Source organism: Wolbachia endosymbiont of Phyllotreta cruciferae, assembly GCF_918697765.1.
Taxonomy (GTDB): Bacteria; Pseudomonadota; Alphaproteobacteria; order Rickettsiales; family Anaplasmataceae; genus Wolbachia; species Wolbachia pipientis.
Genome location: NZ_OU953855.1, coordinates 103,504 through 128,197, shown reverse-complemented (window position 1 = coordinate 128,197; position 24,694 = coordinate 103,504). Strand labels below are relative to the sequence as shown.

Here is a 24,694-nt window from a genome sequence, read left to right as displayed (position 1 = left end):
AGTCATAGCGATAAAACTTAATCAGGAGGATTTAAAACTATGACTTCTACCAAACAAAAAGGAAAAAATTTTATTCTACAAATTAAAAATATAATATACTCGAAAGCTTTTCAGAGAATCCATTGTGTTGAGTTTTACACGAACAAGAAAACTTCCTTTTTCGGCAGTATTTTCTATGATTTTAAAGTTAGTTAAAAAAAGTTTGGGAATAGAATGTGAACTTATGGAGCCATTGACATGTACCCTCAAAGCAAGCTTTTTCTAAAGCAAGATATAAGATTTGTCATACAGGTTTTAAAGAATTTAAGCATCCAAACAGCCTATCAAGATGAGCCTGAGTTGGAGAGGCTATAGGCTTATTGCAGCAGATGGTTCTGGTATGAGATTACCCAGCTCTGAGGAAATTGTATCCGAGTTTGGCCGCTTTAAACCAAATGGAACAACAGGCACAATGCCACCATTGGCAATTTGTTTGTTGATTTGTGTACTTCGCTGATTTGTAGTGCTCGTCTTGCGGCTTGGAATATAGGTGAACAAACGTTGGCGGAAGAGCAATTACCCGAAGTTATCACTCAAATGCGTTCATTAAATCAAAAGAAATTATTATTTATCTATGATCGTCTTCAGTAAAATTCATTCAGCAGCATTATGATTTGGAAGTAGATTTTATTTTTCGCTTGCAAAAAAGAAATTATAGCAAGCTATGGGAACGAATTGCATCTGGAGAATTAGATTTCGATTTTATATTAGAAAATGAAAAGCTAAAAAATAAAATGAAAGGACAGAAAGTAAGAGTAATAGTGCTGACATTAGCCAACGGAGAAACAGAGGTATTGGTTACTTCACTTTTTGATCGAGAAAAATTTACTTTGGAAGATATCAGCAAAGCTTATGTATTAAGGTGGCATATAGAGGAGTGCTATAAACGACTCAAAATAGGTGCAGAGTTAGAGAATTTTTCTGGCGTAAATTTAGAGACTGTATTACAAGAATTTTGGGCAAACTTAGTCATGTGTAATATATTGTCGCTTCATATGTGTGATGCACAAGGGCCTTGGAATCCAGATCAAATTGCTGAGTATCGTTTAAATTTTTCGGTTTTATTTGGTGTAATGAGGCAGAAACTCTATCAGGTACTTATTGCGCCAAAAAACTTTCAAGCCCTTTTTGATAGAGCAAGTATACGCGCTAAAGTTAAAATCCGACCGGGACGATTGTATAGCCGCGATAAGATAGATAAGCCCAAACGCCATCATGTCTTTAGGAGAGTTTGCTAATGAAAGTTCTTAAGTTGACGCCATTGTCTGTTCAGATACATGGCTAATGTACAAATATTGAAACAAAAATTCCAGTGCCCCTGTGATGTCATTCCAGTGCTTGACACTGGGATGACACCCATTTGTTCCTATAGTTGTCTTTTCTCGTCTACCTTATTTTGCCACTCTGCTAAACAGATACATTATCTGTAAATTGGTATTTACTACATCTTAATAACTATAGCGTAATCAATGCAGCATAGTAATTAACTTTGGAGTGAATATGCATGGGTCAGTCGAAAAATCAACAGTAAAATTAACTTCTTACGAACAAACAGGTGACAATAGCAAGATAACACTAAAAGATCCACCATCGCCTGAAGAAGCAGGAAATGCTATCTCAAGTGTACTGAATGTAGTACCACGTGTGCAGGGAATGTCACATGAAGAATCAGATGATGAGGAAGTGGATCCTACTTATGCATCTGTAAATCGACAAAAAGATGGTGATGGAGCACCACCGATTTTGCCAAAAGCTCCAGGTTTACAAGACAAAGAAGACAAAAATTTGTTTGGTCTTAGTACTGAAGTACTACCTCCTTCCCTAGAAGAAACAAAAGGTGAGACTCATGATTGGGTATCACAAACAGCAAGTTTAGGTTTAGGAGGATTATCTGGTAATGGATCAGAAGAACATATTTATGCAGCTATAGACCCAAATACAAAATCTTCGAAAAAGAGTTTAGACAGTGGAATAGGTGGTCAAAACTCAAAAGATGATTTAGGTGCGTCTTCAAATACTTTACCATCGTATAAAAGCAAAGATGACTCTGAAGAGTCTTTGTCACTAAATTCTGATATAGGTAGCACAACAAATAAAAAAACAAACAGATTCTTGCCAAGAGCAAAGTATGCCATGCAGCAGAAGGGTTTTATAATTTTTGGTGCAAGTGCTATTATACTCAGTATATCTGCAGCTTTATTATATTTACAAGATAAAGCAAAATTTATTGCATTTTTTACAAACAGCCCAAAATATATCACTATACCAGTTATCGCACTTGCTGCATTGCTTACAATTGGTCCAATATTTTTTGCAACAAGGCAATTTATAGATACTGAAGAACATTCCATTCAAAAAAAAGATGCGGATAAAATTTTAGCTGAGGTGTTGGAGCACCAGCCAAAAGATAAAGCTATAAAATCTGTAAGACTGGAATATAGCAATGGCACTCATTCAAATTTTGTACTTAATGCTTGGGAAGCTAAACAAGGCTTCACTAACATTGACGAAAAAGTAATTACTAGAACTAATAAAATAAAATCAGTAATTAACGACAGACCAATATTTACTGCATTATTTACTGGTGTAGTTGCTGCAAATATAGCGTTTCCTCTAGGGCTACTTGCAACACATGGTGTTAATGATGTACAAAAATTTTACCAAAACCCTTTGACTAATAACATAGGATTATCATTACTTATAGGTTCTGGTATACTTGCATTACTCATTGTGGGTTTTGGCATACATTATTATAGAAAAATAAATTGCACTAATCTTATATATTCGCAGGAAAAGATTGACCCTGAAAGCGTTAACAAGAAATTCATTGAAGAAATAAAACACGAAAGAACAAATGTTCTTGGGGAAAACCACGGTAAAGACGCTAAACGCAGCAGCTTAACGCTTGAGCAAGTTGTGGTTCAATCTCATAATTGTAAGGATGTTGTTTATAGTGTCGGTTAATAAAATGCATGATATAGCTAGTGCAGCCCTACGTCATACCGCCGCAGACCGTCATACCGCGATTCATTCGCGGTATCTCTAGATCCCGCTAACACGTAGCGGGATGACGATTGTCAGGGTAGCACCTCCCTCCCCTGTCATCCAAGTAGCTGACTGACCTTACCCAGAAAAAGTGGAGAGAAAGTTTGGAATGTTTTTCACAAAGAGAATGATGAATCAAAATGCTCAGGAATGCAATAGTTAATAGTGACGTTGTTTGTTATAAAAAATTTCTATGTATTCAAATATTGCAGTTCTAGTTTGTTGAGCAGAGTGTTGTGAAGTATCAATAAGTATTTCTCTTTTCAATGAGCTAAAGAAGCTTTCCACAACAGAATTGTCGTAACAACAACTTTTATGACTCATCTATGTTTTTTATGGATAAGAGATATTGATAACCTTGCGAAGTATATTGTGAACCTTGATCACTATGTAATAGTAGATTTTTGGCAGGTTTACGCTTGTTAACGGCCATTAATAAAGAGTCCATAACCAATTGTTTATTTATTGAACTGCTCATTGACCAGCCAACTACCATGCGTGAATATAGATCGATTATTGTTGCCAAATATAGCCATCCTTCTTTGGTTTTTATATAAGTAATCCCATACTTTATTTGGTTGATCGACAATAAAGTTTTGGTCTAATATATTGGGAGCTACTGTCCGTTTGTTGTTTCTTAATTTTAAATTTTCTTCTCAATATAGCCTGAATACCATTTTTCTGCATAATACTTTGCACTGTTTTTAAGTTGCAACTTTTACCCAAAGCCTTTAATTCAGCATGAATTTTAGGAGCTCCATATCTACATTTAGAAGCTTGATATATTTTTTGAATATCTGCTAATAACTCTTTATTTGCTGATTCTCTACTGCTTATTTTCCTTGTAGTCCACTTATAGTAGCCACTAGCAGAAAACCCTACATAATTCCTGCACTTTATAGTGTTTACTATGCTCTTTTATGAAAAAATATTTTACTCTTTTTGACTGGCCAGGGCTTTTTTTAAAATGTCTCTTTCTCTTGTTACTTTTGCTAACTCTTTCTGTAAATCAAATCTCTCTTTGTCATAAGGTGCTACATCTGGAAATGCATTTGCCGCTGACTTTTTTTCGTTATATTTCTTCATCCATTTTCCTAATACACTATCCCTTATTCCTAGATCTCTTGCTACTTTTGCAACTGGTTGACCTACCTTTCTTTGTTCATTTGCCAGCTTAACAGCTTCCAATTTAAATTCTGCCGTATATTCTCTTGCCATTTCTAATCCTCCAAAATTTTATTTTACCCAAAAAAACTCTTTTCTTTCTCTCCACTTTTTCTGGGTAAGGTCAGTCTGTCCAGGTTCCAAGATCGGTGTCAAAAATTGCTCAAACCATCCATTAAAAACATCCATATTACAGTGGCCTTCAAAGGTTAACGGAACAACTATCTTTCTTCCACTTAAGGCTGCAACCATACTGATTCGTTGAGTTTTCTTTCCAGATTTTAAGGCATAAAACCGCTGTCCTTTCTGGCAATATCCGTAGGGGTAGTCTTCGGTGTTATCAATGCCAGACTCATCTATATACACTAAGTTTTTAGGTTCTTTTGTCGCTATAATTTTCAAAAATTCAGCACGTTTTTCTTCGTTTCTTTCCTTGTATCCATATGTCTTTTTTTGCGCGTAAATCCAATTTTTTTAAGGGCTCGATAGATCGTTTGGATACTAACGTTGTTCCAAAGTTTAGCCATTTCCGATAGAGTCTTTCCTCCGTGTTCTCTGGCAAATTTGGCAAAGGTATCCCAGTCGGTAATTTTGTGATTGTAACCCCCATTTCCAAGTTTTTTTGATTGAAAGTCTCCTGTTTCTTTTCTTCTTTGCTGCCACTCCCATAAAGTAGTTCGTCCAATCTTAAATCTTGCTGCCACTGTTTCTCTGCTTTCTCCTTCATCTAGCGCTTCCATTGCTTTTTTTCTTAAATCATAACTATATGCTGCTGGCATTCAACCTCCTTATCATCATCTATCCTTATCCTATCACATCCGGACTTTTATGGAAAGAGCTATATTTTTATCAATTCTGCAATCATTTATCTTAATATTAAGTTTCTTAAACCTTCTTGATGCTTGTGAATAGCTGATAACTGCCAAATCTCTTCCTATTTGTTGCAAATACCCTTTTATAAACCCGACTGTTTGTCTTAAACCAATTCTAAAGAAACTGACGATTATATGCACCAAAATCACAACTTTATCACTATAAATATAGTTGCCGCCCTGCATTTTTGGACAATTCTCGTACCAATTTTCTATAGCGTCATTGATATAACAAAAAATGCTTCCTCTTTCTTGGAGAAATTTGTTATATTCATGGCAGTTACTGACTCTCATTTTTTGTGGCATATTTTTTCTTCAACAGTTAAATGGCTATTTATAATGAATTTTGTCAGTAACTGCCAGTTCTTTTCACTTGAGCGATGCAACAAAGCCATCCCAGTGTCACGCACTGGGATGACAAGAAGAGGGTACTTGAATAAGAGGCATTGCCCTCCTGGTAGACTCAAATTGCAATGTTCGTGTAGTTATGGATTCATTCGCGGTATCTCATCCGCTAACAAGCAGCGGAATGACGAGGTCTTTCGATAGTAAATCTTACCTATGTTAGCTATACCAAAAAATCAAGAGTAAAAAAGTCGTGTAACTCTATTTATTCATTAATAAAATCTTTGTCTTCTCCTAAAAATTAGTTAAAATGTAGGATATTTTGTGTTATTAAGTTAGCACTTGACTTAACTTTAGTTGTTACTTAGACTGCTAAAGTGGAATTTTAATTTTTTTTACGAGGACAATTATGCATTATAAAAAGTTTTTTTCAGCAGCCGCTTTAGCAACGTTGCTAAGTTTATCAAACTCTGCTTTTTCAGATCCTGTTGGTCCAATAAGTGATGAAGAAACTAGCTACTACGTTCGTTTGCAATACAACGGTGAAATTTTACCTCTTTTCACAAAAGTTGATGGTATTACCTATAAGAAAGACAATAGTGATTACAGTCCATTAAAAGCGTCTTTTATAGCTGGTGGTGGTGCGTTTGGTTACAAAATGGACGACATCAGGGTTGATGTTGAAGGAGTTTATTCATACCTAAACAAAAATGATGTTACAGATGCAAAATTTACGCCAGATACTATTGCAGACAGTTTAACAGCAATTTCAGGACTAGTTAACGTTTATTACGATATAGCAATTGAAGATATGCCTATCACTCCATATATTGGTGTTGGTGTTGGTGCAGCGTATATTAGCACTCCTTTGAAAGACGCTGTGAATGATCAAAAAAGTAAATTTGGTTTTGCTGGTCAAGTAAAAGCTGGTGTTAGTTATGATGTAACTCCGGAAGTCAAACTTTATGCTGGAGCTCGTTATTTCGGTTCTTTTGGTGCTCATTTTGATAAAGATGCTGCTGCAGGCAAAGACAAAGGGGAACTCAAAGTTCTTTACAGCACTGTTGGTGCAGAAGCTGGAGTAGCGTTTAATTTCTAGTCTATCTCAGTCTTGTTATCCCAGTGGGGTTTTTCTTGTCATCCAAGTAGCATGACACTGGGATCTAGAAAAAAGAAATGTGGATTCCAGTGTCAAGGCACTGGAATAACACTATTTGCTATGTGTTTAAGCTGTAACGTTTACCATTGTACTGGTAGAATATCATCTAAAGTTACATAATGTTATCCAATTAGCTAACACTGCGGCCTACTGTCTCCAAGAAATTAGATGAAAAATTTGTACTTTTTTCAAATCAAAGCTTGAATTTTTGCTGGAAAATCAATATATTATATGCATGAAGTTTTAATTTAAGTTGTTATGTTGACCCCAATGGCAAGCTTATGTGTCGATAGCAGAACCAATCTCATGCAATATATTGCTAGGGTGCAAAAATTTCCTATGCTGTCTCAAGAGGAAGAGGTACGATTAGCAAAAAATTGGAACCAATATAAGGATGTTTCTTCTGCTCATAAATTGATTACCAGCCATTTGAATTTGGTAGTGAAAATTGCAATGAAATTCAAAAATTATGGACTATTGTTGATGGACCTGGTCATGGAAGGAAATATGGGTTTAATGCATGCAGTGAAAAAGTTTAATCCTGATTTAGGGTTTCGTTTTTCAACTTATGCGGTGTGGTGGATTGAAGCTTCAATAAAAGACTTTATATTGAAATCTTGGTCGTTTGTGAAAATAGGCACAACGCAAGCACAAAGAAGATTGTTTTTTAGTTTACGTAAAATAAAAAAAAGAATTTTACAGTATACAAACAGGGAAACCTTAAATAATGAAGAAATAAAAGCAATATCTAATGAGCTTTCTGTATCCGAAGGAGACGTTCTGCAGATGAATTACCGTATGGCTTGTAAGGATCAGTCGCTAAACGATTGCATAAAAATAGGTGATGACTCTAAAAGGGAGCTACAAGATATGATCCCATGTAACTTGGTTAGTCAAGAAGTAACCTATCAGAATCATGAAGAAAAAGAATTAAAAGAAACAATTTTAAACAATGCACTAGCGAGCCTCAACGAAAGGGCAAGAGACATTTTTATCAGTAGATATTTGTCTGAAAACATTCAAACTCTGGATGAACTTAGTAAAAAATATTGTGTTTCAAGAGAAAGAATAAGGCAGTTGGCTGAGCAGGCGATGGCTAAGGTAAAACAATATATACAATCTGAAAGTTTGAAATTTGGTTTGCATGCGTAGTTTTTTTATATTTCTAATATTTTTTTCGATAGGCGCTTTTGCATCGGTTAGTGATGTACAATTGAAGGAAAAATATAAAGATTGGCTCGTGTATACTGCATTGGAAGATGGAGAGAAAGTATGTTATATTGTATCCTATCCTAAAAAAAAAAGCGAATATTATACAACCAATCGCAAGCCGTATGTAATGGTTAGTTATGTTGATAAAAAAGCAGATGAGGTAAGCGTTACCTCTGGTTTTCAGTATGATAAGGAGCCTGTAGCTCTCAATATCGACAAAAAAATTAAATATACACTGCCCATAATACAGGGAAGTTTTGCGTGGGCAGAGCATACAAAAATAGATCAAGATCTCATTCTAAAAATGAAGCAGGGATTATCAATGGTAGTTAATGGAAAAACAAAAACAGTGACCATTGATGATACTTATTCCCTACTTGGTTTTCAAAAAGCGTATCAAAAAATGCATGATTTATGCCATACAAAGTAAATTATTGTAACAGAATAGGTAATTTTCCAGTTGTAGTATAAAACAGACTGCCCTTTCGATAAATAGCACTTTACTTTATATGGGATGTGGATATCATTTAAAATATATTTTTGAGAGTTAGCAATGTCAGAGGTTGCAGGTGTAGATACAGAAATCAAAAAGCAAAATTCTGTGTGCGAGCAGATGCGTTTTAGCGTGAGCCGCACAAGTCTTTTAAATACATTATCCAGAGTAAGTGGAGTGGTTGAAAGGCGTAATGCAATAGATGTTTTGGCGTGTATAAATATCAAAGCACAACACGGCAGCATAAAATTAATGGCAACTGATCTTGACATTTCAATGTTTGCCTCACTTGCTGCAACCGTATTAACAGAAGGAGAAGTAAAAATTTCAGCGCATACTTTACATGACATAGTGAAGAAGTTACCCGCTGATTTGGATGTCAATTTTGAAGTAAACAACCAAGGAAAATTATTGATGTCTTGCGGAAATGCAAACTTTTCTTTACCGAATGTAGTTTCAAGCAGCTTTCCTGCTCTTGAAGAAGACAATTATAAACATGATTGTACTCTACTAAATACAGACCTGATAGACTTATTAACTAAAACAAAATTTGCTGTATCACTAGATGATACAAGGTATAATTTAAATGGAATATATCTACATACAGATGAGCAATTTCTGTACTGCGTTGCAACTGATGGCCATCGTTTATCATGTATAAAGAGGCCAAAGCCTGGGAACATCAATGGCGAATTTGGTGTGATCATTCCACGTAAAACTGTTATGGAGCTGTTAAAAATATTGGACGATTGTAATGAAATTAAAGTAAAACTCTCAGACAGAAAAATCAAGTTTACATGCGGTGAATATATTCTAATATCAAAATTAATAGATGGAACTTTTCCAAATTATAAAGCAGTTATTCCAGCATCTCAAGATAAGCATATGATTATTGAAAGTAAAAAACTTTCAGACGTTATAGATCGAGTTTCCGTTGTTGTATCTGATAAAGTAAAATCTATTAAATTCTCACTACAAGAAAAGCTGCTAACTCTGCATTCAAACTCCCAAGAGTGCAGTGATGCAACTGAATCCATAGAAGTGGACTACAATGAAGCCCCTATAGAAATAGGGTTCAACTCGCGTTATTTACTTGATGTTCTATCCTGCATAAAAAATAAATGTAAGTTTAGCTTAGCCGATGGTAATAGTGCTACAATTATCACTGATGAAGACGATTCAAGTGCATTATATGTAGTAATGCCAATGAGAACTTAAACTCGTCATCTCGCTGCTTGTTAGCGGAATCTGGAGATACCGTGGCGGTATGGCACTTATTTCACTAGCTTTTATTAAATTAGTAATCTATCTTTACCAAATATAAGCCAAAAGGTGGTGCAGTAACTCCAGCGGCACTTCTTTTGCATTGGTTTAATATATTTAGCATTTCTTGCGGATTGGTTCTATTTTTTCCAAATTCAACTAAAGTACCCACAATAATCCTCACTTGGTTATGTAAAAAGGAAATAGCAGATATTTTGATGTGTATATGATTCCCATTTTGTATTATATCGATATCATCAATTGTTCTTATCGGATTTGCGGCTTGACAATCTTTTGAACGGAAACTTGAAAGGTCATGTTTTCCAAGTAGATGTTTAGCAGCTCCACGCATAATATTTACATCAAGTGGGCTAAACACTTGCCATACATAACCCGTCTCCAGAGCGGCAGGAGCATAGCGATTAACTATTCTATATTCGTAATATCTTTTTTTTGCTGAAAACCGTGCGTGAAACGCATCATCTACAACTTCTGCATTAAGCACGACTATAGGAATTGATTTTAAATGATAGTTTATTGCATTCCTTATTCTATAAAGCTCAAATTCCTTTTCCATATCAAAATGAGCAACTTGTCCTAAAGCATGAACTCCTGCATCAGTCCTGCCACCACAGTACAAAGTAACTTTCTCACCACTAAAATTAAATATAGCATTTTCTATCTTCTCCTGGATTGAGTTAGCAGAGTGTTGCTGTTTTTGCCAACCAGAGAAATTACTACCATTATATTCTACCGTTATTTTGTATCGCACTGCATTACATCAAGCTCTATCTAAAATAGTCATTTTCTATCTTAACATAATTTATGGTCAAGCCTACAGTGCTGCCACTCCCATAAAGTAGTTCGTCCAATCTTAAATCTTGCTGCCACTGCTTCTCTGCTTTCTCCTTCGTCTAGCGTCTCCATTGCTTTTTTTCTTAAATCATAACTATATGCTGCTGGCATTCAACCTCCTTATCATTATCTATCCTTATCACATCCGGACTTCTATGAAAAGAGCTATAAGAGGTTGTCCACAAACCAAGGAATACGTAGTATATAAAGAAAGAATATTGAGGTAAGAGATGAGGAAAAAATATCCAACAGATTTAAGTAAAAGGGAATGGGCAAGAATAGAAAAACACTTCAGAGTATCGTACAAGAAAGGAGGAAGGCCACCAAAATACAGTAAGTGTGAGATAGTAGATGCAATTCTTTATATACTGCGCACAGGATGTCAATGGCGCTATTTACCACACGATTTTCCGCCGTGGAAGGCTGTGCATGAACAGTTTAGAAGATGGAAAAAGCAGGGAATTTTTGAGAAAATGAACTATGATATCACTAAATATAGTAGGTCAAAAATGGGAAGCCGAGCGCATGCATAGTGGACAGTCAATCGGTAAAAACCACGGAAAAAGGGGGGTCAAAGGTTATGATGGTGCGAAAAAGGTAAAGGGGAGAAAAAGACATATAATCACAGATACTCAAGGATTTGTGCTTGGTTGCTATGTAGGAGCTGCAAGCGAAAATGACAGAGATGGGGTGAAGATGGCATTGGACAATATGAAGGAAAAATACAGCAATATTAAGAAAATGTGGGCTGATATGGGATACCAAGGAAAAGATTTAAAGGATTACGTAAAGAGAGAATATGGGATAGATATTGAAATTGTCAAAAGGCCTCCATGTAGGTTTTGGGTGCATAAAGATACACCACTAGAACTATTGCCACAACGGGATCCTGGATTTTCAGTACAGCCGAGAAGGTGGGTGGTAGAGAGGACTTTTGCTTGGATCAATAGAAATAGAAGGCTATCAAAGGAGTACGATTTACTTACAACATCTACTGAAAGTTTCATATATCTGGCTATGAGTAAAGTTATGTTAAGTAGGGAATATGCTTGATTTACTGGTTTGTGGACAACCTCTAAATCGTGAAAAAGAACTGCTCATTAAGTGCTATTTGCTTAATAAATTTACTGACATTGGTATGGCTAAATTCGAAATGGCTACATGAATTTATCGTAAATTATTACCGTATAAGGTACGATGCGACAAAGCTATCCCAGTGTCAGCTACTCGGATGACACTGTCATAAAGGAACCAGTGTTAGCTACTTGGATGACAACCATTGTGCTTGAGGCAAAATTGACTATCACTTCTTTTTATAGAGCTTGCTCCAAACTTTGTTGTTAGTTAATACAAAAAACACTGTTAAAATTATAAAATACGCCACTACTTTTAATCCAAGTTTATGCCGGCGCTCTAATTCTGGCTCTGCTGCCCATTGTAAAAAATTTATCACATCATACGCCATATTTTCAACTGTGGCTTGCCTTGCACCATCATATTCCACCATTCCTTCAGAAAGTGGTGGCGCCATAGCTAATCTGCCTGTTGGAAAATACGAATTAAAATATAAATCATTTTCATCGTGTTCGCCGTTTTGATAGCCTGTTAACAATGAATAGACATAATTTGCACCATCATGCCTTGCTTTAATAATTAATGATAAGTCTGGTGGGACTGCACCATTGTTGCTTGCTGCAGCTGCTTCTTTTGTATCAAAAGGTGCAATAAAATAATCCGAAGGTATTCCAGGTCTATCGAACATTTCACCCAAATCATTTGGGCCATCTTTAACTTGATAAGAAGCTGCAATCTGTTTTACATCTTCTTCAGAAAAACCAACATTTTGCAAATTACGAAATGCTACCCTATTCATTGAATGACAAGCAGCACAGACTTCTTTATACACTTTATAGCCACGCTGAATTGACTCTCTATCGAAAGATCCGACAATTCCATCAAATTTCCAGTCTATTTTCTTATTTGGTGATGATTTAAATTCTTCTGCAGATATAAGACTAGATAGAAATAACATGCAGAAGATTGCAAATACATTAGATCCCATGCGTAACCACTGTTTTAGTAAATTTCGAATTGATGACAACGGAAGATAGTGGAATGACACTGTGTGTTGTATACAACGTTCGTACAGTTGTGTACATGATGCTGGAATCCATTTATTTTTTTTCTGGATCCCAGTGTCAAGCACTGGGATGACAGAAGAGGGTGCTGGGATGACAGAAGAGAGTTCTGGAATGACAGAAGAGGGCTCTGGGGTGAAAGAAGAGAGTTCTGGGATGACAGAGAATTTTGTAAGAGATCTGCTTTGAGTTGACATCACCTCATCTCCGGCACAGAATCACTTAAGGTTTTTGGTGGTTCTTTTGGCTTTTCATACTTACTAAGCAGTGGTAAAATCATCACAAAGTATGCAAAGTAGTAAAGAGTAGATAGCCTACTCATAGTGATGTAAGGCTCTTTTACCTCTTGTCCCCCAAGCCAGGCAAGAAGTGCAAAATTTATTGCAAAAACCCAAAAAAATTTCTTAAACACCGGACGATAAGCACCACTTTTAACTTTTGATCTATCAAGCCAAGGTAACAAAAACCACACTAAAATAGACGCAAACATGGTAAGCACACCAGTAAGTTTATCTGGAATTGAACGTAGCATTGCATAAAAAGGTAAAAAATACCACTCTGGCACTATGTGTACCGGAGTTACCATAGAGTCAGCTTCTATATAATTGTCTGGATGTCCAAGATAATTAGGAGCATAGAAAACAAATGCGAACAAAACTACAAAAAACAGACCAAAAGTTATGCAATCCTTGACTATATAATAAGGATAGAGAGGAATGGTATCCTTATCTGATTTTACCTCCACTCCACTTGGGTTACCAGAGCCAAACCTATGCAGAGCTATCACATGAAGCATAGCTAAAGCAATAATAACAAAAGGCAGAAGATAATGCAGAGCGAAAAAACGGTTAAGTGTTGGATTATCAACGGAAAAACCACCCCATAACCATATAACTATTTTATTGCCAACTAAAGGTATAGCAGAAAATAAGTTGGTTATAACTGTTGCACCCCAGAAACTCATTTGTCCCCAAGGCAATACATATCCCATAAAGGCAGTTGCCATCATTGCAAAAAATATAAATATACCAACAAACCACACCATCTCTCGTGGCCTCTTGTAAGATCCGTAATATAATCCACGCATTATATGAATATAAACTACCATAAAGAAAAGTGATGCTCCAACAGCATGAGTGTAGCGTATTAACCACCCGTAATTCACATCCCGCATTATGCGCTCTACACTATTAAACGCATAATCAACATGCGGAGTGTAGTGCATAGCAAGAAATATACCTGTTATTATTTGTAAAATTAGCGCTATACCAGCCAAAGAGCCAAAGTTCCAAGCATAATTTAAGTTTTTTGGCACTTGATAAGAAGCGGTGTGTTTTAGAAAAGAAAATATAGGCAATCTATATTCTATCCATCCTAATATGCCTTTTTCTTCTTTTATTGTTTCTTTCTTGTTATCTTCCTGCATAACTTAAACCTTTCTGAACACATGTCCATTGCTACTTTTATCTTATTTTTTTATTGTAGCAACTTATCCTTTACACACAAATAAAAACTTTAAAGCAATATTAATCACCTCTTCAGCAACTTATCACGTGCTGCATTTAACTTTTGTGCAAAATATTCCGAGCCTCCCTTATCCTTACTATTACCCACAAATAAAAACATAGTATTGTATTTACTCAAATAATTTAATTTTATTAACCTGAAAGCTTATTAGATTAAAATTATTAAACTAAGAGTTATAATTTTAGCAACTAAAAGCTGTAAATTGCACCATATAAACAGTTATTTCAAGCAAAAGTTATGCCATTAAGAGCTATGCAACAAACATTTATATTTGTGGGTAATAGTAAGTCCCTTATCTGGGTGAACTAATTTCATTAAATTTTGATATGCTTTATTGATTTCATTTTGACTTGCCTCAGGATTCAGCCCCAGTATCTTTAATGCTTCATCTTTGGACATGTTGTCACCAGTGTAATTTTCAGTACAACTTCTACTGCTATTAAATTCGTTCAAAAACTTACTCAATATAGAGTTCATCATGAAACTTATGTTATTTTTTTTTGTCAGGAAAAGAAAAAATACAACAACGCTAGGCAAGACAAATGTCACTACTATGAATATCAAAAAAAGGAAAAAGATGAATGACATGTATATTTTTTTATCATTTTATGATTAAATAGTAACAATTATAATCGTCATGGTAAATAACATGTTCATTCAGATTGAAGAAACACCTAATCCAAACACACTGACATTTCTCCCTGGATTTGCAATTCTAAACGAGGGAGAAACGGCTGATTTTTCAAATGCAGATGAAATAAAAAACTCCAAGTTAGCAGCAAATCTTTTTCAAACAGAACATGTAGTGAGAGTATTTTTTGGTCATGATTTTATTTCAGTGACAAAATCTGGTGGGATTAATTGGGATATATTAAAAGTGGAAATTTTAACTACAATTATGGATCACTTTACTTCAGGTGGAAAAGCACTAGATAAAGAAGGAGTGAATGATCCAGATAAGGAATTTTTTGATGAAAGTGATATAGAAATTGTAAATAGAATAAAAGAATTGATGGAAAGTTATATCAAACCTGCAGTTGCTCAAGATGGTGGCGATATCAAATTTCGTGGCTATAAAGACGGGATAGTTTATGTTGAATTACAAGGAGCTTGCTCTGGATGCCCAAGTGCTGCAATTACTCTTAAGCAAGGAGTGCAGAATATGCTGAGCTACCACATACCAGAGGTTGCAGGTATAGAGACCACACTATGACTAATCAAACAGTTAGAGGAACGAAAGACCTTCTATTTGATGAGTGGTATAAGTTTAAATACATTCAGCAAACAGCAAATAGAATCTCAAGTCTATACGGCTTTTTGCCCGCCCAAACTCCAATATTTGAGTACACGGAGGTTTTTACAAAAACCTTAGGTGATAGCTCAGATATCATCATTAAAGAGATGTATAGCTTCAATGATAAAGGGGGAAAGAGCATAACTTTACGTCCTGAGTTCACTGCAGCGATTGTCAGGCTACTCATTGAAAAAAAACTGCAAACGCCGATAAAATTATTTTCAACAGGGCCTGCATTTCGTTACGAAAGACCGCAAAAGGGAAGACAAAGGCAATTTCATCAGATAAATTTTGAGGTTTTTGGTATAGAAGATACAAAAGCTGATATTGAATTGATATCACTCGCTCAGCACTTACTAACTGAATTTGGCATCAATAAAAATGTAAAGCTGGAAATCAACTCTTTAGGTGATGGTGAAACAATCACTAAATATAGGGAAGCTTTGATCTTATACTTTACAAAGTATCAAAACGATCTATCAGAAGATAGCAAAAATAGGTTGATCAAAAATCCACTCAGAATACTGGATTCCAAGGATGAGAAAGATAAATCAATAATTTCTGATGCGCCTAAAATCAGCAATTATTATACGAAAGAGTCCTCAGATTTCTTTGAACAAATACTAAATGGATTAACAATTCTTGATATACCTTATACCGTAAACAATAAACTAGTTCGAGGTTTGGATTATTATTGCCACACAGTGTTTGAATTTGTTACAGAGGATTTAGGTGCACAAGGGGCAGTTTTTGCCGGTGGAAGATACGATAATCTAGTATCTTCAGTGGGTGGAAAACACACTCCAGCGATAGGATTTGCAGGAGGTATTGAACGCATAATGGAGTTAATCAATTATTCTCCGAAAGAAGAGCGACCTATTTACCTAATTCCAATTGGTAGAGAGGCTGAAAAACATGCTTTAACACTTGCAAATGAATTGCGCAGAAATGGTTTATATGTAATCTATGAATATAGCGGAACGCTCAGAACCCGAATGAAAAAAGCAAATCAAGCAAATGCTAAAGCTGCTTTAATCTTTGGCGATGAAGAATTGAGTAGTAAAACTTTAAAGATTAAAAACATGGATACAGGTGAAGAAAAAATAATTGCTCGCGATAACACAATAGAAAATATCTATTAGGAGCAATGCAAATGTTTTTCTCAGTCAGCTATAGAAGAAAATTCGTCTGCACAAGAATTTTTCATAGTATTCAATGTATCATAATCTGTAAAATCTAATTTTACCGGTGTAATAGTAATAAATCCTTCTTTTATTTTATTTATACTACCACTGCCTGAGTGCTCTCGAGACCAATTTAAGCTAAAAGAGCCATTCGAATTTTCAGTAAAAGTTAAATCCCCATCAATGTTATATTCACCTTGTTCAGCAAATTCTACTCCTTTTACTTTTTCCGTAGCAGGAAAATTTACACTCATCACTATGTTTTTAGGCCAACCAACCTTAACTAGCTTGGCAATAACCTTTGGTGCAAAAACCTTTGTATTGTGCCAGTCTATTTTATCATGATAAACTTGGCTCAGCGCAATAGAAGGTATAGACCTTGCAGCACCTTCCATTACAGCACCAATTGTTCCTGAATAACAAATATCGTCCCCGACATTTGATCCAATATTTACTCCGGACAATATTAAGTCTGGTTTTTTATTCATAACTTTATTTAGCGCAATAATGACACAATCTGCAGGAGCACCAGACACACTAAATTCCCTTTCACTATGTTGTTTTATTCCAATAGATTGTTTCACTGGATAATCAAGAGATCTTGCAGCTCCGCTTCTATCAGTATCTGGTGCCACTATCCATATTTCTGACGCAAAATTCCGTGCAACCTCTTTGAGTAATTTTATTCCTTCACTTCCAAAGCCATCATCGTTTGTTATCAATATTATCATATACAATACTCAGCTATACAGTTCCAAATTATGTAAACCACTGGCTGTAAATAAACTCATGAGGCTTTAAGTTTCTTTGCATAACTGTGGACTGTAACAAAGAACCTGCTGTAAATCAATAGATTTCTTGCACAGGCCATAACTGTCATTACAATAGAAACGAAAAAACTTACTTGACAAACTCCGCCAGCCCCCTTATCATGAAACTGAAGCTATTTATTTATCTTCGCAATCTGTGCAGGTTAATGACAAAAAACTTAGGGTATTTGGCGTCTCATGTTTAATTTTTCGCACTACGTGCATCGCATGTCTTTAAAAATTTCTGGGTTTTTACCTATATAAGCCGAAACGCGCTTACAAAGCGTTTAAGACAGCAAAAAACGTCAAATTGACAAGGGAGAATTTGAATGCTAGCTACTACGGGGTTTCTTTGCCTTTTTTCCTGCTTAGTAAATTTCTTAAACACTTGCGGTGTAGGTTAGTTGCAAGTTAAAAGCAGCTAAATCGCTCTTAATCAAGCGTTTTAGAATAAAAAAAACGCCGGTATTTTAGTACATGGTAAATAGCCAACCACCACGGGGCTTCTTTTGCCTTTTTTTTTATTTGGTAAATTTCTTAATGTTTGTAGCTAAACGACAACCGTCATCCCGCTGCTTGTTAGCGGGATCTAGAGATACCGCGAATGAATCGCGGTATGACGTAGGACTGCTGTCATTCCAGTCTGGAATCCAAAAAAAAGGATGATGTCATCCCAGTGCCCTGACTACTTGGATCCAGTTTTCTTTACAAATTCACAAAAAGTGCTTCATTCTATAACGCAAAACCCATACTCACCAAACCCAATGCATTACTTGCAATTAAGTTTCCTGGATCCAAGTAGTCAAGCTACTCGGATGACACCCTTTTGGATGGAGACCAGTGTCAGCTACTTGCATGACACCATTCTTTTTCCTGGATCCAAGTAGTCAAGCTACTCGGATGACACCTCTGGGCGCTGGGATGACAGGAGAAGGAGGCTACTTGCATGACACCATTCTTTTTTCTGGATCCAAGTAGTCAAGCTACTCGGATGACACCCCACTGGTGGCCCACACTACAATGTTCGTACAGTTATGAAATGAATTGCGGTATGACGTGTTGCTTGGGTCAGCTATAGTATTTCTTAAAATTAATAATAAATTTCTTGGCTAGCAAGAAGCTGTAAATTTTTTTGCGAGACCTAAGCCGGCTTTTGATATAGCTAAAGGTAAGGTCACTTACTTTCTGCTTAGCATATCCATCAAATCAGATTCTTTGAGTTTACTATGGTCAACTTTACTGAACTTATTTACCATAGAGCTCATTTGATTATACTGCTTAATTAGAAGATTAATGTCAGTTACAGTTGTTCCGGACCCCTTAGAAATTCTAAGTCTTCTTTTGCCATTTAAAATATCTGGATTTTGCCTTTCTTTTTCAGTCATTGAGTTTATGATGGCTATATATTTTTTCACTTTATTGTCATCTGGTACACTGCTACTTAGCTTTTTTGTAAATGAACTAGGAATGAATTTCATTATGTTGCTAATGCCATCCATTTTACTCAGAGTTTTTAACATTCCCACTAGGTCGTTTAGGTCGAATTTACCTTTTTTCACTTTCTTTTGTAACTTATCAATTTCTTCCTGACCAACAATCTCAGCAGCTTTTTCAACCAATGATACAACATCACCCATGCTAAGTATCCTTTTTGCAATTCTATCGGGATAAAAATCATCGAGGTCACTTAATTTTTCACCACAAGCAATAAATTTAATTGGACAATCGGCGATCATTTTCATAGAAAGAGCAGCACCACCACGTGCATCACCATCAACACGGGTGAGAATAATGCCGGTTACACCTATTACCTCATTGAATGATTTGGCAATGTTGACCGCATCCTGGCCTATCATTGCGTCGGCTACTAAAATAACTTCTGCAGGTGAAGCTATTTCCTTTACGGCTTTCAACTCATTCATCATATTATTGTCAATATGAAGCCTGCCTGCAGTGTCTAGTATTAATACATCATAATTATCGTTCTTTGCTATTGCTATTGCCCTTTTTGTAATTGTAATGGGCTTCTCATCTATTACTACAGGTAAAGTTTGCACATCTATTTGTTTACCTAGCACTTCAAGTTGTTTCTGGGCAGCAGGCCTATAAATGTCTAAAGAGGCAAGCATCACTTTTTTCTTTTGCTTTTTTAGTTTTAAAGCAAGCTTTCCTGAGGTAGTTGTTTTACCTGCACCTTGTAAGCCCACCATCATAATCACAGCAGGGGGTTTAACTGCTAGATTTAAGTCACTTTTCTCTGATCCGAGAACTGCAACTAAATTATCCTGTACAATTTTAATTATCATTTGTGCTGGAGAAACACTTTTTATGACTTTTTCCCCAATCACTTTATCTTTAATGTCGTTGATGAATTTTTTTGCAACTTCAAGTGAAACGTCAGCTTCAATTAAGGCTATGCGTATTTCACGCATGGCAAGATTAAAATCATCTTCAGAAATGATTGACTTTCCTCTCAGTTTACTAAATACAGAATTTAAACTTTCAGTTAACGATTTAAACATAATAGCATTAGTAGAATACTCATTAAAAAGAGAGAAGAAGCTGAAACAAAACTCACTGAGTTATAACTCAGCACTTCTTTAAGTTTAGTAATATTATTGAAGTATAAACCAACAAGTGGATTAGTCAAGTTTTGTACTACGCTGGCAAACATTTCTCTAGTTTTAGAGACTAACTGATTGAACAGCAAGATAATATAGGGTATGAAAGCTCTAAAAATCCAATCAACATCCATTTTAAAATTTACTCTCGGGTAAAATAACTTGCGTAAAGGAATAAACAATAAAGTGGTACATAGTAATAAATTAAATTGCGACCAAATATTTTTTGTGTTGTACGCAAGATTAAAAATTGAAGGCTTATTGTAAATAGGTAAGTAAGGATTGCCAGCGATTACGCATATAAATGCTAAAATAATCATAGTCATTTTGCCTCCTCTCTCTGCTAAAGGTTTTGACTTACTTTTTGCAATAAATAAGTAATAAAGAAACTTTAGCCCCACGCTTAAATGAAGCAGCAAATTTAGAAGCTTATATAAATTTTTATACCCTTTTAAGGCAACAGTGTTCATTTCAATTTCAGCTGTGATATATGATTTACTGATAAATCCAACGGTTCCAGGAAATGCAGCCATTGTAAGTATTGCGATTATAGCACACATGCCTTCCACTGACATCAGTTTACCCACTCCATTAAAACTAATTGTTTTTGTTTGTGAAATAATCGAATTACTGACCACAAACAATAATGATTGATAAACAAGAGAGAAGATTATATGCAGTATCAAAATTGGTATTGCTTTTTCCGAAGGACTGAGCAAACTTCCTGCAATAATCAGCAAGCCCATTTGTCCTACAACGTTATAGCATAAAAATCTGCGAATATTTTGCTCAAGAGAAGCAAATATAATGCTGTAAATTGCAGTGATGGTGCCTACAAGCGCTAATATTTCAGTACAATCTTGCCATAGGTTATAAGTGTGTAAAAGCATCACTAAAAAAGAGACTTTAGTGGTAAATAAAGAGAGATATGTGGTGCCATGTAGCGATGCAGCAGGATATGCATCAACAACCCAAAATGAAAAAGGAAAACAAGCGCAGTTTATCAATAAACCCAAAATTATCAGGTTAGTGCTTTGAAGTGCCAATCCTGCTATTAATATAACTCCAACGAAAAAGTGTACACAAGCGTACCTTATTGCAGGTCCACTATCTCTACAGCTAGCTGCGATAATAAAAAATGCACTGATGGTCATTAATTCACAGAATATTATAACCAATATCATATGTTCAGATAAAACTGCATAAAGTGAACTAATAGTGTAAGCAGCAAAAGATAGCATCTCTGAAAAAGTCAAATTTTGTGCTGGTAGAACAGCTAAAAATGCAACTGATAAAAAAGATATTAGTATGGTACGAAAAGATAAATCAAAATCTAGAATTGGGAGAGACCAATTTACTGCAATGCTCAAATTTTCAGGTAATTTTAGGACTATAACTATTAATACAGTCAGTAGAAGTAACAGTGACGATTTATAAAGTTGCACAATAATTAAAACCAATATGGTTTATGCTATCTCAATATATGAATAAAATCAATTTGCATATTAACCACTAATTAAACTAATTATCATATAATTATATCAGAGTTTAGAGGGTTATAGAGAAACCGGTCAGATTAGGTTTTTAATCTAATCTGACCGATAGCTTTAATAGTGAGGTAAGCTTTAATATAGCACTCCTAATTCATAACGCTACACTCGTGCATAATTTATTTTTAATTTGTGCACGAGCGTTAGTAAATTATTTACTTTTTGAAATAAAATTTGGCATCACTTTAATATTGAGACTTAGTAAACCTCAGTAGGTCTGCCAGTTGGGCCCATAAGAATTATTTGCTCGCCTTCTCTTAAGTGTCTGCATAAATTAGTGGAGCCGCCGATTTCCAGCACAATAGTGGAAATAATTCCTTTTTTTTTGTCTACTTCAGTGCCGGTTACGGCTATACCTTCCATAGCAAGGTTTGTATTATTGGCTTTTCTGCCATTGGTTTCAAAATTTTGCAATCTAAAGAATTGCCCAGGCTTAAAATTCTTTGCCGCAAGTGGTGCTTTAATCACTATTTCTATCACTTTATCTGTTAAATATTGAACTTTTATGACTTTTGCAGTGAATTGCTCTTTGATTCTATTGAAGAATTCTTTATTAGCCAGATCTTCAATGCTTGACCACGCATTTTTTTTCTGGCCCACAACATCACACACTGGAATGACAGAAACGAAGCTATTAACTCCACTCAAAAGCTGAGAAATAATAGGGTAGCCGTTTTTAGCACTTGCCATAGCTTTCACGACGCTGCCACTATACGAAGGGTGAAGATCACCAAAAAAGCTGATTGTTTTATTGCCTTGCTTATACACTAATATTCTATCTTTATTTTGCATTTTAGGAGAAAATATTGGGTCTATTTCTTTTCCTGATGAATTCAAATGAGTAAAATACCCATTACTTAATTTAAAATGCTTTTTATCTTCTGTTGCAATAACTGTATTTGGCTCAGTACCTGCTGCTATAAAAATAGAACGTGCTTTTATACGTTTGATTTCGCCGGATTTTGTGTCTATCAGTTTTATTAATTCAGCATGGTTATATTTATCCGTCACAACTTCAACTGGCTCTAAGTTTTCAATAAAGTAAATCCCTTCTGATAATGCGTTTTGCACCTCTTCGCTATTTAATCGATAACTTGGTGAATCTTTTAGCTCTTTTCTATATATAACTTTCACTCCCCCGAGGCTCTGCATTAACTCTAATATTTTTATTTCTCTATTCTCTTTTTTTGCTAACTTTTGCTTTTCTCGGATCAATTGTGCGTGCGATATAAACTCATTCGCAATTTCGCGCTCTTCTTCTGTCCAATCTTTTTCAACACAGTCCTTTCCATACTTATCAACTAATATCTCATAACGAAGAAGAAATTTTTCTACTTGAATTGGATAATACGCTAAAGCTTCAGTGGCAGTGTCAATCGCAGTAAGCCCCGCCCCTATGACAACTATCGGCATACGAACTTGCAGATTTGCTATAGAATCAAATTTAAGAGCGCCAGTCAGTTGTAACGACATCAGAAAATCAGATGCCATGCGTACTCCACGAGCTAGTATGTTTTTTATTTTGATCATTCGTGGCTTACCAGAGCCAAGTGCTAGGGCGATGTGATCAAAACCCGAGTTGAACGCGTCATCAACATTAATCGTGCCACCAAAACGAATGCCTCCATAAAGTGCGAAATGCTCACGTCTTTCCAGCAGTAATCTAATAATCTTTAAGTAATTCTTATCCCACCGAGAAGTAATACCATATTCTGCCACCCCACCAAACCCTCCTGCCGTGCGTTCACTCAATTTTTCGTGTTTGAAATCTTTAATTAGCTGGAAATTATCGATCAAAGGTTCAATCTTTAGTCCATCAATGGTGATAACGTTATGCCCATCATTCAACAAATGATGAGCTAAATTAAAACCAGCAGGACCAAGGCCTACAACTAGAACGTTTTTTCCGGTGTTTTCTCTTGGCAATGAACGCTGAAAATTTAAAGGATTCCAACGGCTGAGCAGAGAATATATTTCAAATCCGTACGGTAAACTGAGCACATCATCCAGAATCCTTGTTTCAATTGCTGGCACATTTACGGGTTCTTGTTTTTGATATATGCACGAATTCATGCAGTCATTGCATATTCTGTGCCCAGTGGCTGCACATAATGGGTTATCTATCATCACAATTGCAAGACTTGCTATGCTGTACCCTTCGCTTTTCACCAGATTCATTTCTGATATTTTCTGCTCTAGTGGGCAGCCGTGCAGTTCAACTTTTAGTGGAGATTGTTTAAAAGTATTGTCGTTATTAATTAGCCCCTTTGAGCAGCTGTCCTTACTTTGCTTATGACAAAATATGCAGTAGTGAGCATTATCTAGTGCTTTATTCAAACTCACCTTTTTGCTTGTTAGATCAAAACCGTATCGTCTTTTTACTTCATTTGAATACAGCACTTCAACTTTGTCCACTTCTTTTTTAGAAAATGGTATGAGGTTTTCGTGGTCGATTTTTTTATGAATACTGAATAATATACTCTGTTTATTTTTTACTCTCCACACTGCATATTGTGCTGCAAGTTCTATTTCTTCTTTGTGATTTTCTTTATCTTCAAACCAATGCATCACCTGCTCAGCAAAATTTTTTTCTGTTGTTGGCAAAGTGAGAAAATGACTTAGTTTGTTAGTAATATCTATATTCGCCACATTAGTGTATTTCTTCAATGCATAGCGTTGGACAAATAATCTTTTGCACTTATATATTACAGCAAAGTCGTTGTGCTTTTTCTTTAGCTCCTCTATTTCTTTTTCAACATTGAAAAGTTTTGCAATAAATTCATCAAGTAAATATGAGAGGTCTACTATTAACTGACTATCTGTCATCCAAGTAGCTGACCGTCCTTCTTGTTTTCTAGATCCCAGTGTCAAGCACTGGGATGACGGGGGGTGACACTGGGATGATGGGAGGTGACACTGGGATGACATCGAAGAAGAAGCTGCTTTTTCTCTTGCTTCAATTAATGAACAAAACAAGCTCTCATCACATGATTTGATATAATTCAAAAATGTCTCATCTAATTTTATTAATCCATTGCGAGTATATAGATTAGAAAATGAGATGTTGAAATTCAGCTTCATTGCTATACTATACAGTGTACATGCTGTTTCTTACAGATGAAGA

The 24,694-nt window shown here is 35.5% G+C and carries 17 protein-coding genes and 6 pseudogenes; 11 read left to right on the top strand and 12 right to left on the bottom strand.

The features are described from left to right. Positions 1-39: 39 nt before the first annotated feature. Positions 40-1,277, top strand: a pseudogene (locus tag NL281_RS00610) (IS4 family transposase). A 262-nt stretch (positions 1,278-1,539) separates the two neighbouring features. After that, a complete protein-coding gene (locus tag NL281_RS00605; protein ID WP_253303400.1) occupies positions 1,540-3,003 on the top strand; it encodes a hypothetical protein in 1,464 nt (487 codons plus the stop codon). A 197-nt stretch (positions 3,004-3,200) separates the two neighbouring features. Here the strand turns inward: NL281_RS00605 and NL281_RS09040 are convergent. The 3 pseudogenes from NL281_RS09040 to NL281_RS00585 all read right to left on the bottom strand — a co-directional run. Continuing rightward, positions 3,201-4,302 (bottom strand): annotated as a pseudogene (locus NL281_RS09040) (IS3 family transposase). Positions 4,303-4,374: 72 nt separating this feature from the next. After that, a pseudogene (locus NL281_RS00590) lies at positions 4,375-5,027 on the bottom strand (IS630 family transposase); the annotation flags it as partial. A 42-nt stretch (positions 5,028-5,069) separates the two neighbouring features. Continuing rightward, a pseudogene (locus NL281_RS00585) lies at positions 5,070-5,426 on the bottom strand (transposase); the annotation flags it as partial. 448 nt (positions 5,427-5,874) lie between these two features. Between NL281_RS00585 and NL281_RS00580 the strand changes: the two are divergent. The 4 genes from NL281_RS00580 (at position 5,875) to dnaN (ending at position 9,547) form a co-directional block, all read left to right on the top strand. Beyond that, positions 5,875-6,564, top strand: a complete 690-nt coding sequence (locus NL281_RS00580; protein ID WP_182320883.1) for an acyloxyacyl hydrolase — start codon at positions 5,875-5,877, stop codon at positions 6,562-6,564. A 318-nt stretch (positions 6,565-6,882) separates the two neighbouring features. Further along, the gene (locus tag NL281_RS00575; protein WP_174515941.1) at positions 6,883-7,776 is read left to right on the top strand and encodes an RNA polymerase factor sigma-32; all 894 of its coding nucleotides are present in this window, start codon (positions 6,883-6,885) and stop codon (positions 7,774-7,776) included. Then, entirely contained in the window at positions 7,769-8,266 is a 498-nt protein-coding gene (locus NL281_RS00570) for an invasion associated locus B family protein (RefSeq protein ID WP_006279310.1), read from the top strand. The genes NL281_RS00575 and NL281_RS00570 overlap by 8 nt, the downstream gene beginning before the upstream one ends. Before the next feature lie 123 nt (positions 8,267-8,389). Continuing rightward, entirely contained in the window at positions 8,390-9,547 is a 1,158-nt protein-coding gene (gene dnaN / locus NL281_RS00565; protein WP_236514700.1) for a DNA polymerase III subunit beta, read from the top strand. Between the two features lie 79 nt (positions 9,548-9,626). Here the strand turns inward: dnaN and truA are convergent, their stop codons facing one another. After that, entirely contained in the window at positions 9,627-10,364 is a 738-nt protein-coding gene (gene truA / locus NL281_RS00560) for a tRNA pseudouridine(38-40) synthase TruA (protein WP_253303399.1), read from the bottom strand. Positions 10,365-10,435: 71 nt separating this feature from the next. Beyond that, a pseudogene (locus tag NL281_RS00555) lies at positions 10,436-10,558 on the bottom strand (IS630 transposase-related protein); the annotation flags it as partial. Positions 10,559-10,677: 119 nt separating this feature from the next. On the opposite strand from NL281_RS00555, the pseudogene NL281_RS00550 reads away from it, so the two are divergent. Continuing rightward, positions 10,678-11,500, top strand: a pseudogene (locus NL281_RS00550) (IS5 family transposase). Between the two features lie 250 nt (positions 11,501-11,750). Here the strand turns inward: NL281_RS00550 and NL281_RS00545 are convergent. Next, positions 11,751-12,509, bottom strand: coding sequence for a cytochrome c1 (locus NL281_RS00545; RefSeq protein WP_253303398.1), 759 nt, complete (start codon positions 12,507-12,509; stop codon positions 11,751-11,753). 61 nt (positions 12,510-12,570) lie between these two features. On the opposite strand from NL281_RS00545, the gene NL281_RS00540 reads away from it, so the two are divergent. Continuing rightward, a complete protein-coding gene (locus NL281_RS00540; RefSeq protein WP_253303397.1) occupies positions 12,571-12,774 on the top strand; it encodes a hypothetical protein in 204 nt (67 codons plus the stop codon). Between the two features lie 7 nt (positions 12,775-12,781). Here the strand turns inward: NL281_RS00540 and NL281_RS00535 are convergent, their stop codons facing one another. Continuing rightward, positions 12,782-14,011 (bottom strand): cytochrome b, encoded by a 1,230-nt coding sequence (locus NL281_RS00535; protein ID WP_253303396.1) that lies wholly within the window; start codon positions 14,009-14,011, stop codon positions 12,782-12,784. Positions 14,012-14,355: 344 nt separating this feature from the next. Continuing rightward, the gene (locus NL281_RS00530; protein ID WP_253303395.1) at positions 14,356-14,589 is read right to left on the bottom strand and encodes a J domain-containing protein; all 234 of its coding nucleotides are present in this window, start codon (positions 14,587-14,589) and stop codon (positions 14,356-14,358) included. 172 nt (positions 14,590-14,761) lie between these two features. On the opposite strand from NL281_RS00530, the gene NL281_RS00525 reads away from it, so the two are divergent. Beyond that, positions 14,762-15,325 carry a NifU family protein gene (locus NL281_RS00525; protein ID WP_253303757.1) on the top strand — a complete coding sequence of 188 codons (564 nt, stop codon included), beginning with the start codon at positions 14,762-14,764 and terminating at the stop codon, positions 15,323-15,325. After that, a complete protein-coding gene (hisS, locus tag NL281_RS00520; RefSeq protein WP_253303394.1) occupies positions 15,322-16,548 on the top strand; it encodes a histidine--tRNA ligase in 1,227 nt (408 codons plus the stop codon). Before NL281_RS00525 ends, hisS begins: the two co-directional genes overlap by 4 nt. A gap of 20 nt (positions 16,549-16,568) precedes the next feature. Here hisS and surE read toward each other — a convergent pair whose 3' ends face one another. Beyond that, positions 16,569-17,321 (bottom strand): 5'/3'-nucleotidase SurE, encoded by a 753-nt coding sequence (surE, locus tag NL281_RS00515; RefSeq protein ID WP_253303393.1) that lies wholly within the window; start codon positions 17,319-17,321, stop codon positions 16,569-16,571. Positions 17,322-18,254: 933 nt separating this feature from the next. On the opposite strand from surE, the gene NL281_RS08430 reads away from it, so the two are divergent. Next, positions 18,255-18,377, top strand: a complete 123-nt coding sequence (locus NL281_RS08430; protein WP_256469374.1) for a hypothetical protein — start codon at positions 18,255-18,257, stop codon at positions 18,375-18,377. A gap of 200 nt (positions 18,378-18,577) precedes the next feature. Here the strand turns inward: NL281_RS08430 and ffh are convergent, their stop codons facing one another. The 3 genes from ffh to NL281_RS00500 form a co-directional block, all read right to left on the bottom strand. After that, a complete protein-coding gene (ffh, locus tag NL281_RS00510) occupies positions 18,578-19,921 on the bottom strand; it encodes a signal recognition particle protein (RefSeq protein ID WP_095742798.1) in 1,344 nt (447 codons plus the stop codon). Next, on the bottom strand, positions 19,906-21,465 hold the full coding sequence (locus NL281_RS00505; protein ID WP_253303756.1) for a proton-conducting transporter transmembrane domain-containing protein: 1,560 nt from the start codon (positions 21,463-21,465) through the stop codon (positions 19,906-19,908). Before NL281_RS00505 ends, ffh begins: the two co-directional genes overlap by 16 nt. Before the next feature lie 303 nt (positions 21,466-21,768). Then, positions 21,769-24,651, bottom strand: a complete 2,883-nt coding sequence (locus NL281_RS00500; protein ID WP_370273988.1) for an FAD-dependent oxidoreductase — start codon at positions 24,649-24,651, stop codon at positions 21,769-21,771. Between the last annotated feature and the right edge of the window lie 43 nt (positions 24,652-24,694).

Bases quoted from the DNA above. Each gene is read 5' to 3' on its own strand.
- ffh (WP_095742798.1), bottom strand. From the start codon at position 19,921: ATGTTTAAATCGTTAACTGAAAGTTTAAATTCTGTATTTAGTAAACTG.
- NL281_RS00605 (WP_253303400.1), top strand. From the start codon at position 1,540: ATGCATGGGTCAGTCGAAAAATCAACAGTAAAATTAACTTCTTACGAA.
- NL281_RS00545 (WP_253303398.1), bottom strand. From the start codon at position 12,509: ATGGGATCTAATGTATTTGCAATCTTCTGCATGTTATTTCTATCTAGT.
- NL281_RS00500 (WP_370273988.1), bottom strand. From the start codon at position 24,651: ATGAAGCTGAATTTCAACATCTCATTTTCTAATCTATATACTCGCAAT.
- dnaN (WP_236514700.1), top strand. From the start codon at position 8,390: ATGTCAGAGGTTGCAGGTGTAGATACAGAAATCAAAAAGCAAAATTCT.
- hisS (WP_253303394.1), top strand. From the start codon at position 15,322: ATGACTAATCAAACAGTTAGAGGAACGAAAGACCTTCTATTTGATGAG.
- NL281_RS08430 (WP_256469374.1), top strand. From the start codon at position 18,255: ATGACACCATTCTTTTTCCTGGATCCAAGTAGTCAAGCTACTCGGATG.
- NL281_RS00570 (WP_006279310.1), top strand. From the start codon at position 7,769: ATGCGTAGTTTTTTTATATTTCTAATATTTTTTTCGATAGGCGCTTTT.
- NL281_RS00525 (WP_253303757.1), top strand. From the start codon at position 14,762: ATGTTCATTCAGATTGAAGAAACACCTAATCCAAACACACTGACATTT.
- NL281_RS00575 (WP_174515941.1), top strand. From the start codon at position 6,883: ATGTTGACCCCAATGGCAAGCTTATGTGTCGATAGCAGAACCAATCTC.
- NL281_RS00580 (WP_182320883.1), top strand. From the start codon at position 5,875: ATGCATTATAAAAAGTTTTTTTCAGCAGCCGCTTTAGCAACGTTGCTA.
- NL281_RS00530 (WP_253303395.1), bottom strand. From the start codon at position 14,589: ATGAACTCTATATTGAGTAAGTTTTTGAACGAATTTAATAGCAGTAGA.
- NL281_RS00535 (WP_253303396.1), bottom strand. From the start codon at position 14,011: ATGCAGGAAGATAACAAGAAAGAAACAATAAAAGAAGAAAAAGGCATA.
- surE (WP_253303393.1), bottom strand. From the start codon at position 17,321: ATGATAATATTGATAACAAACGATGATGGCTTTGGAAGTGAAGGAATA.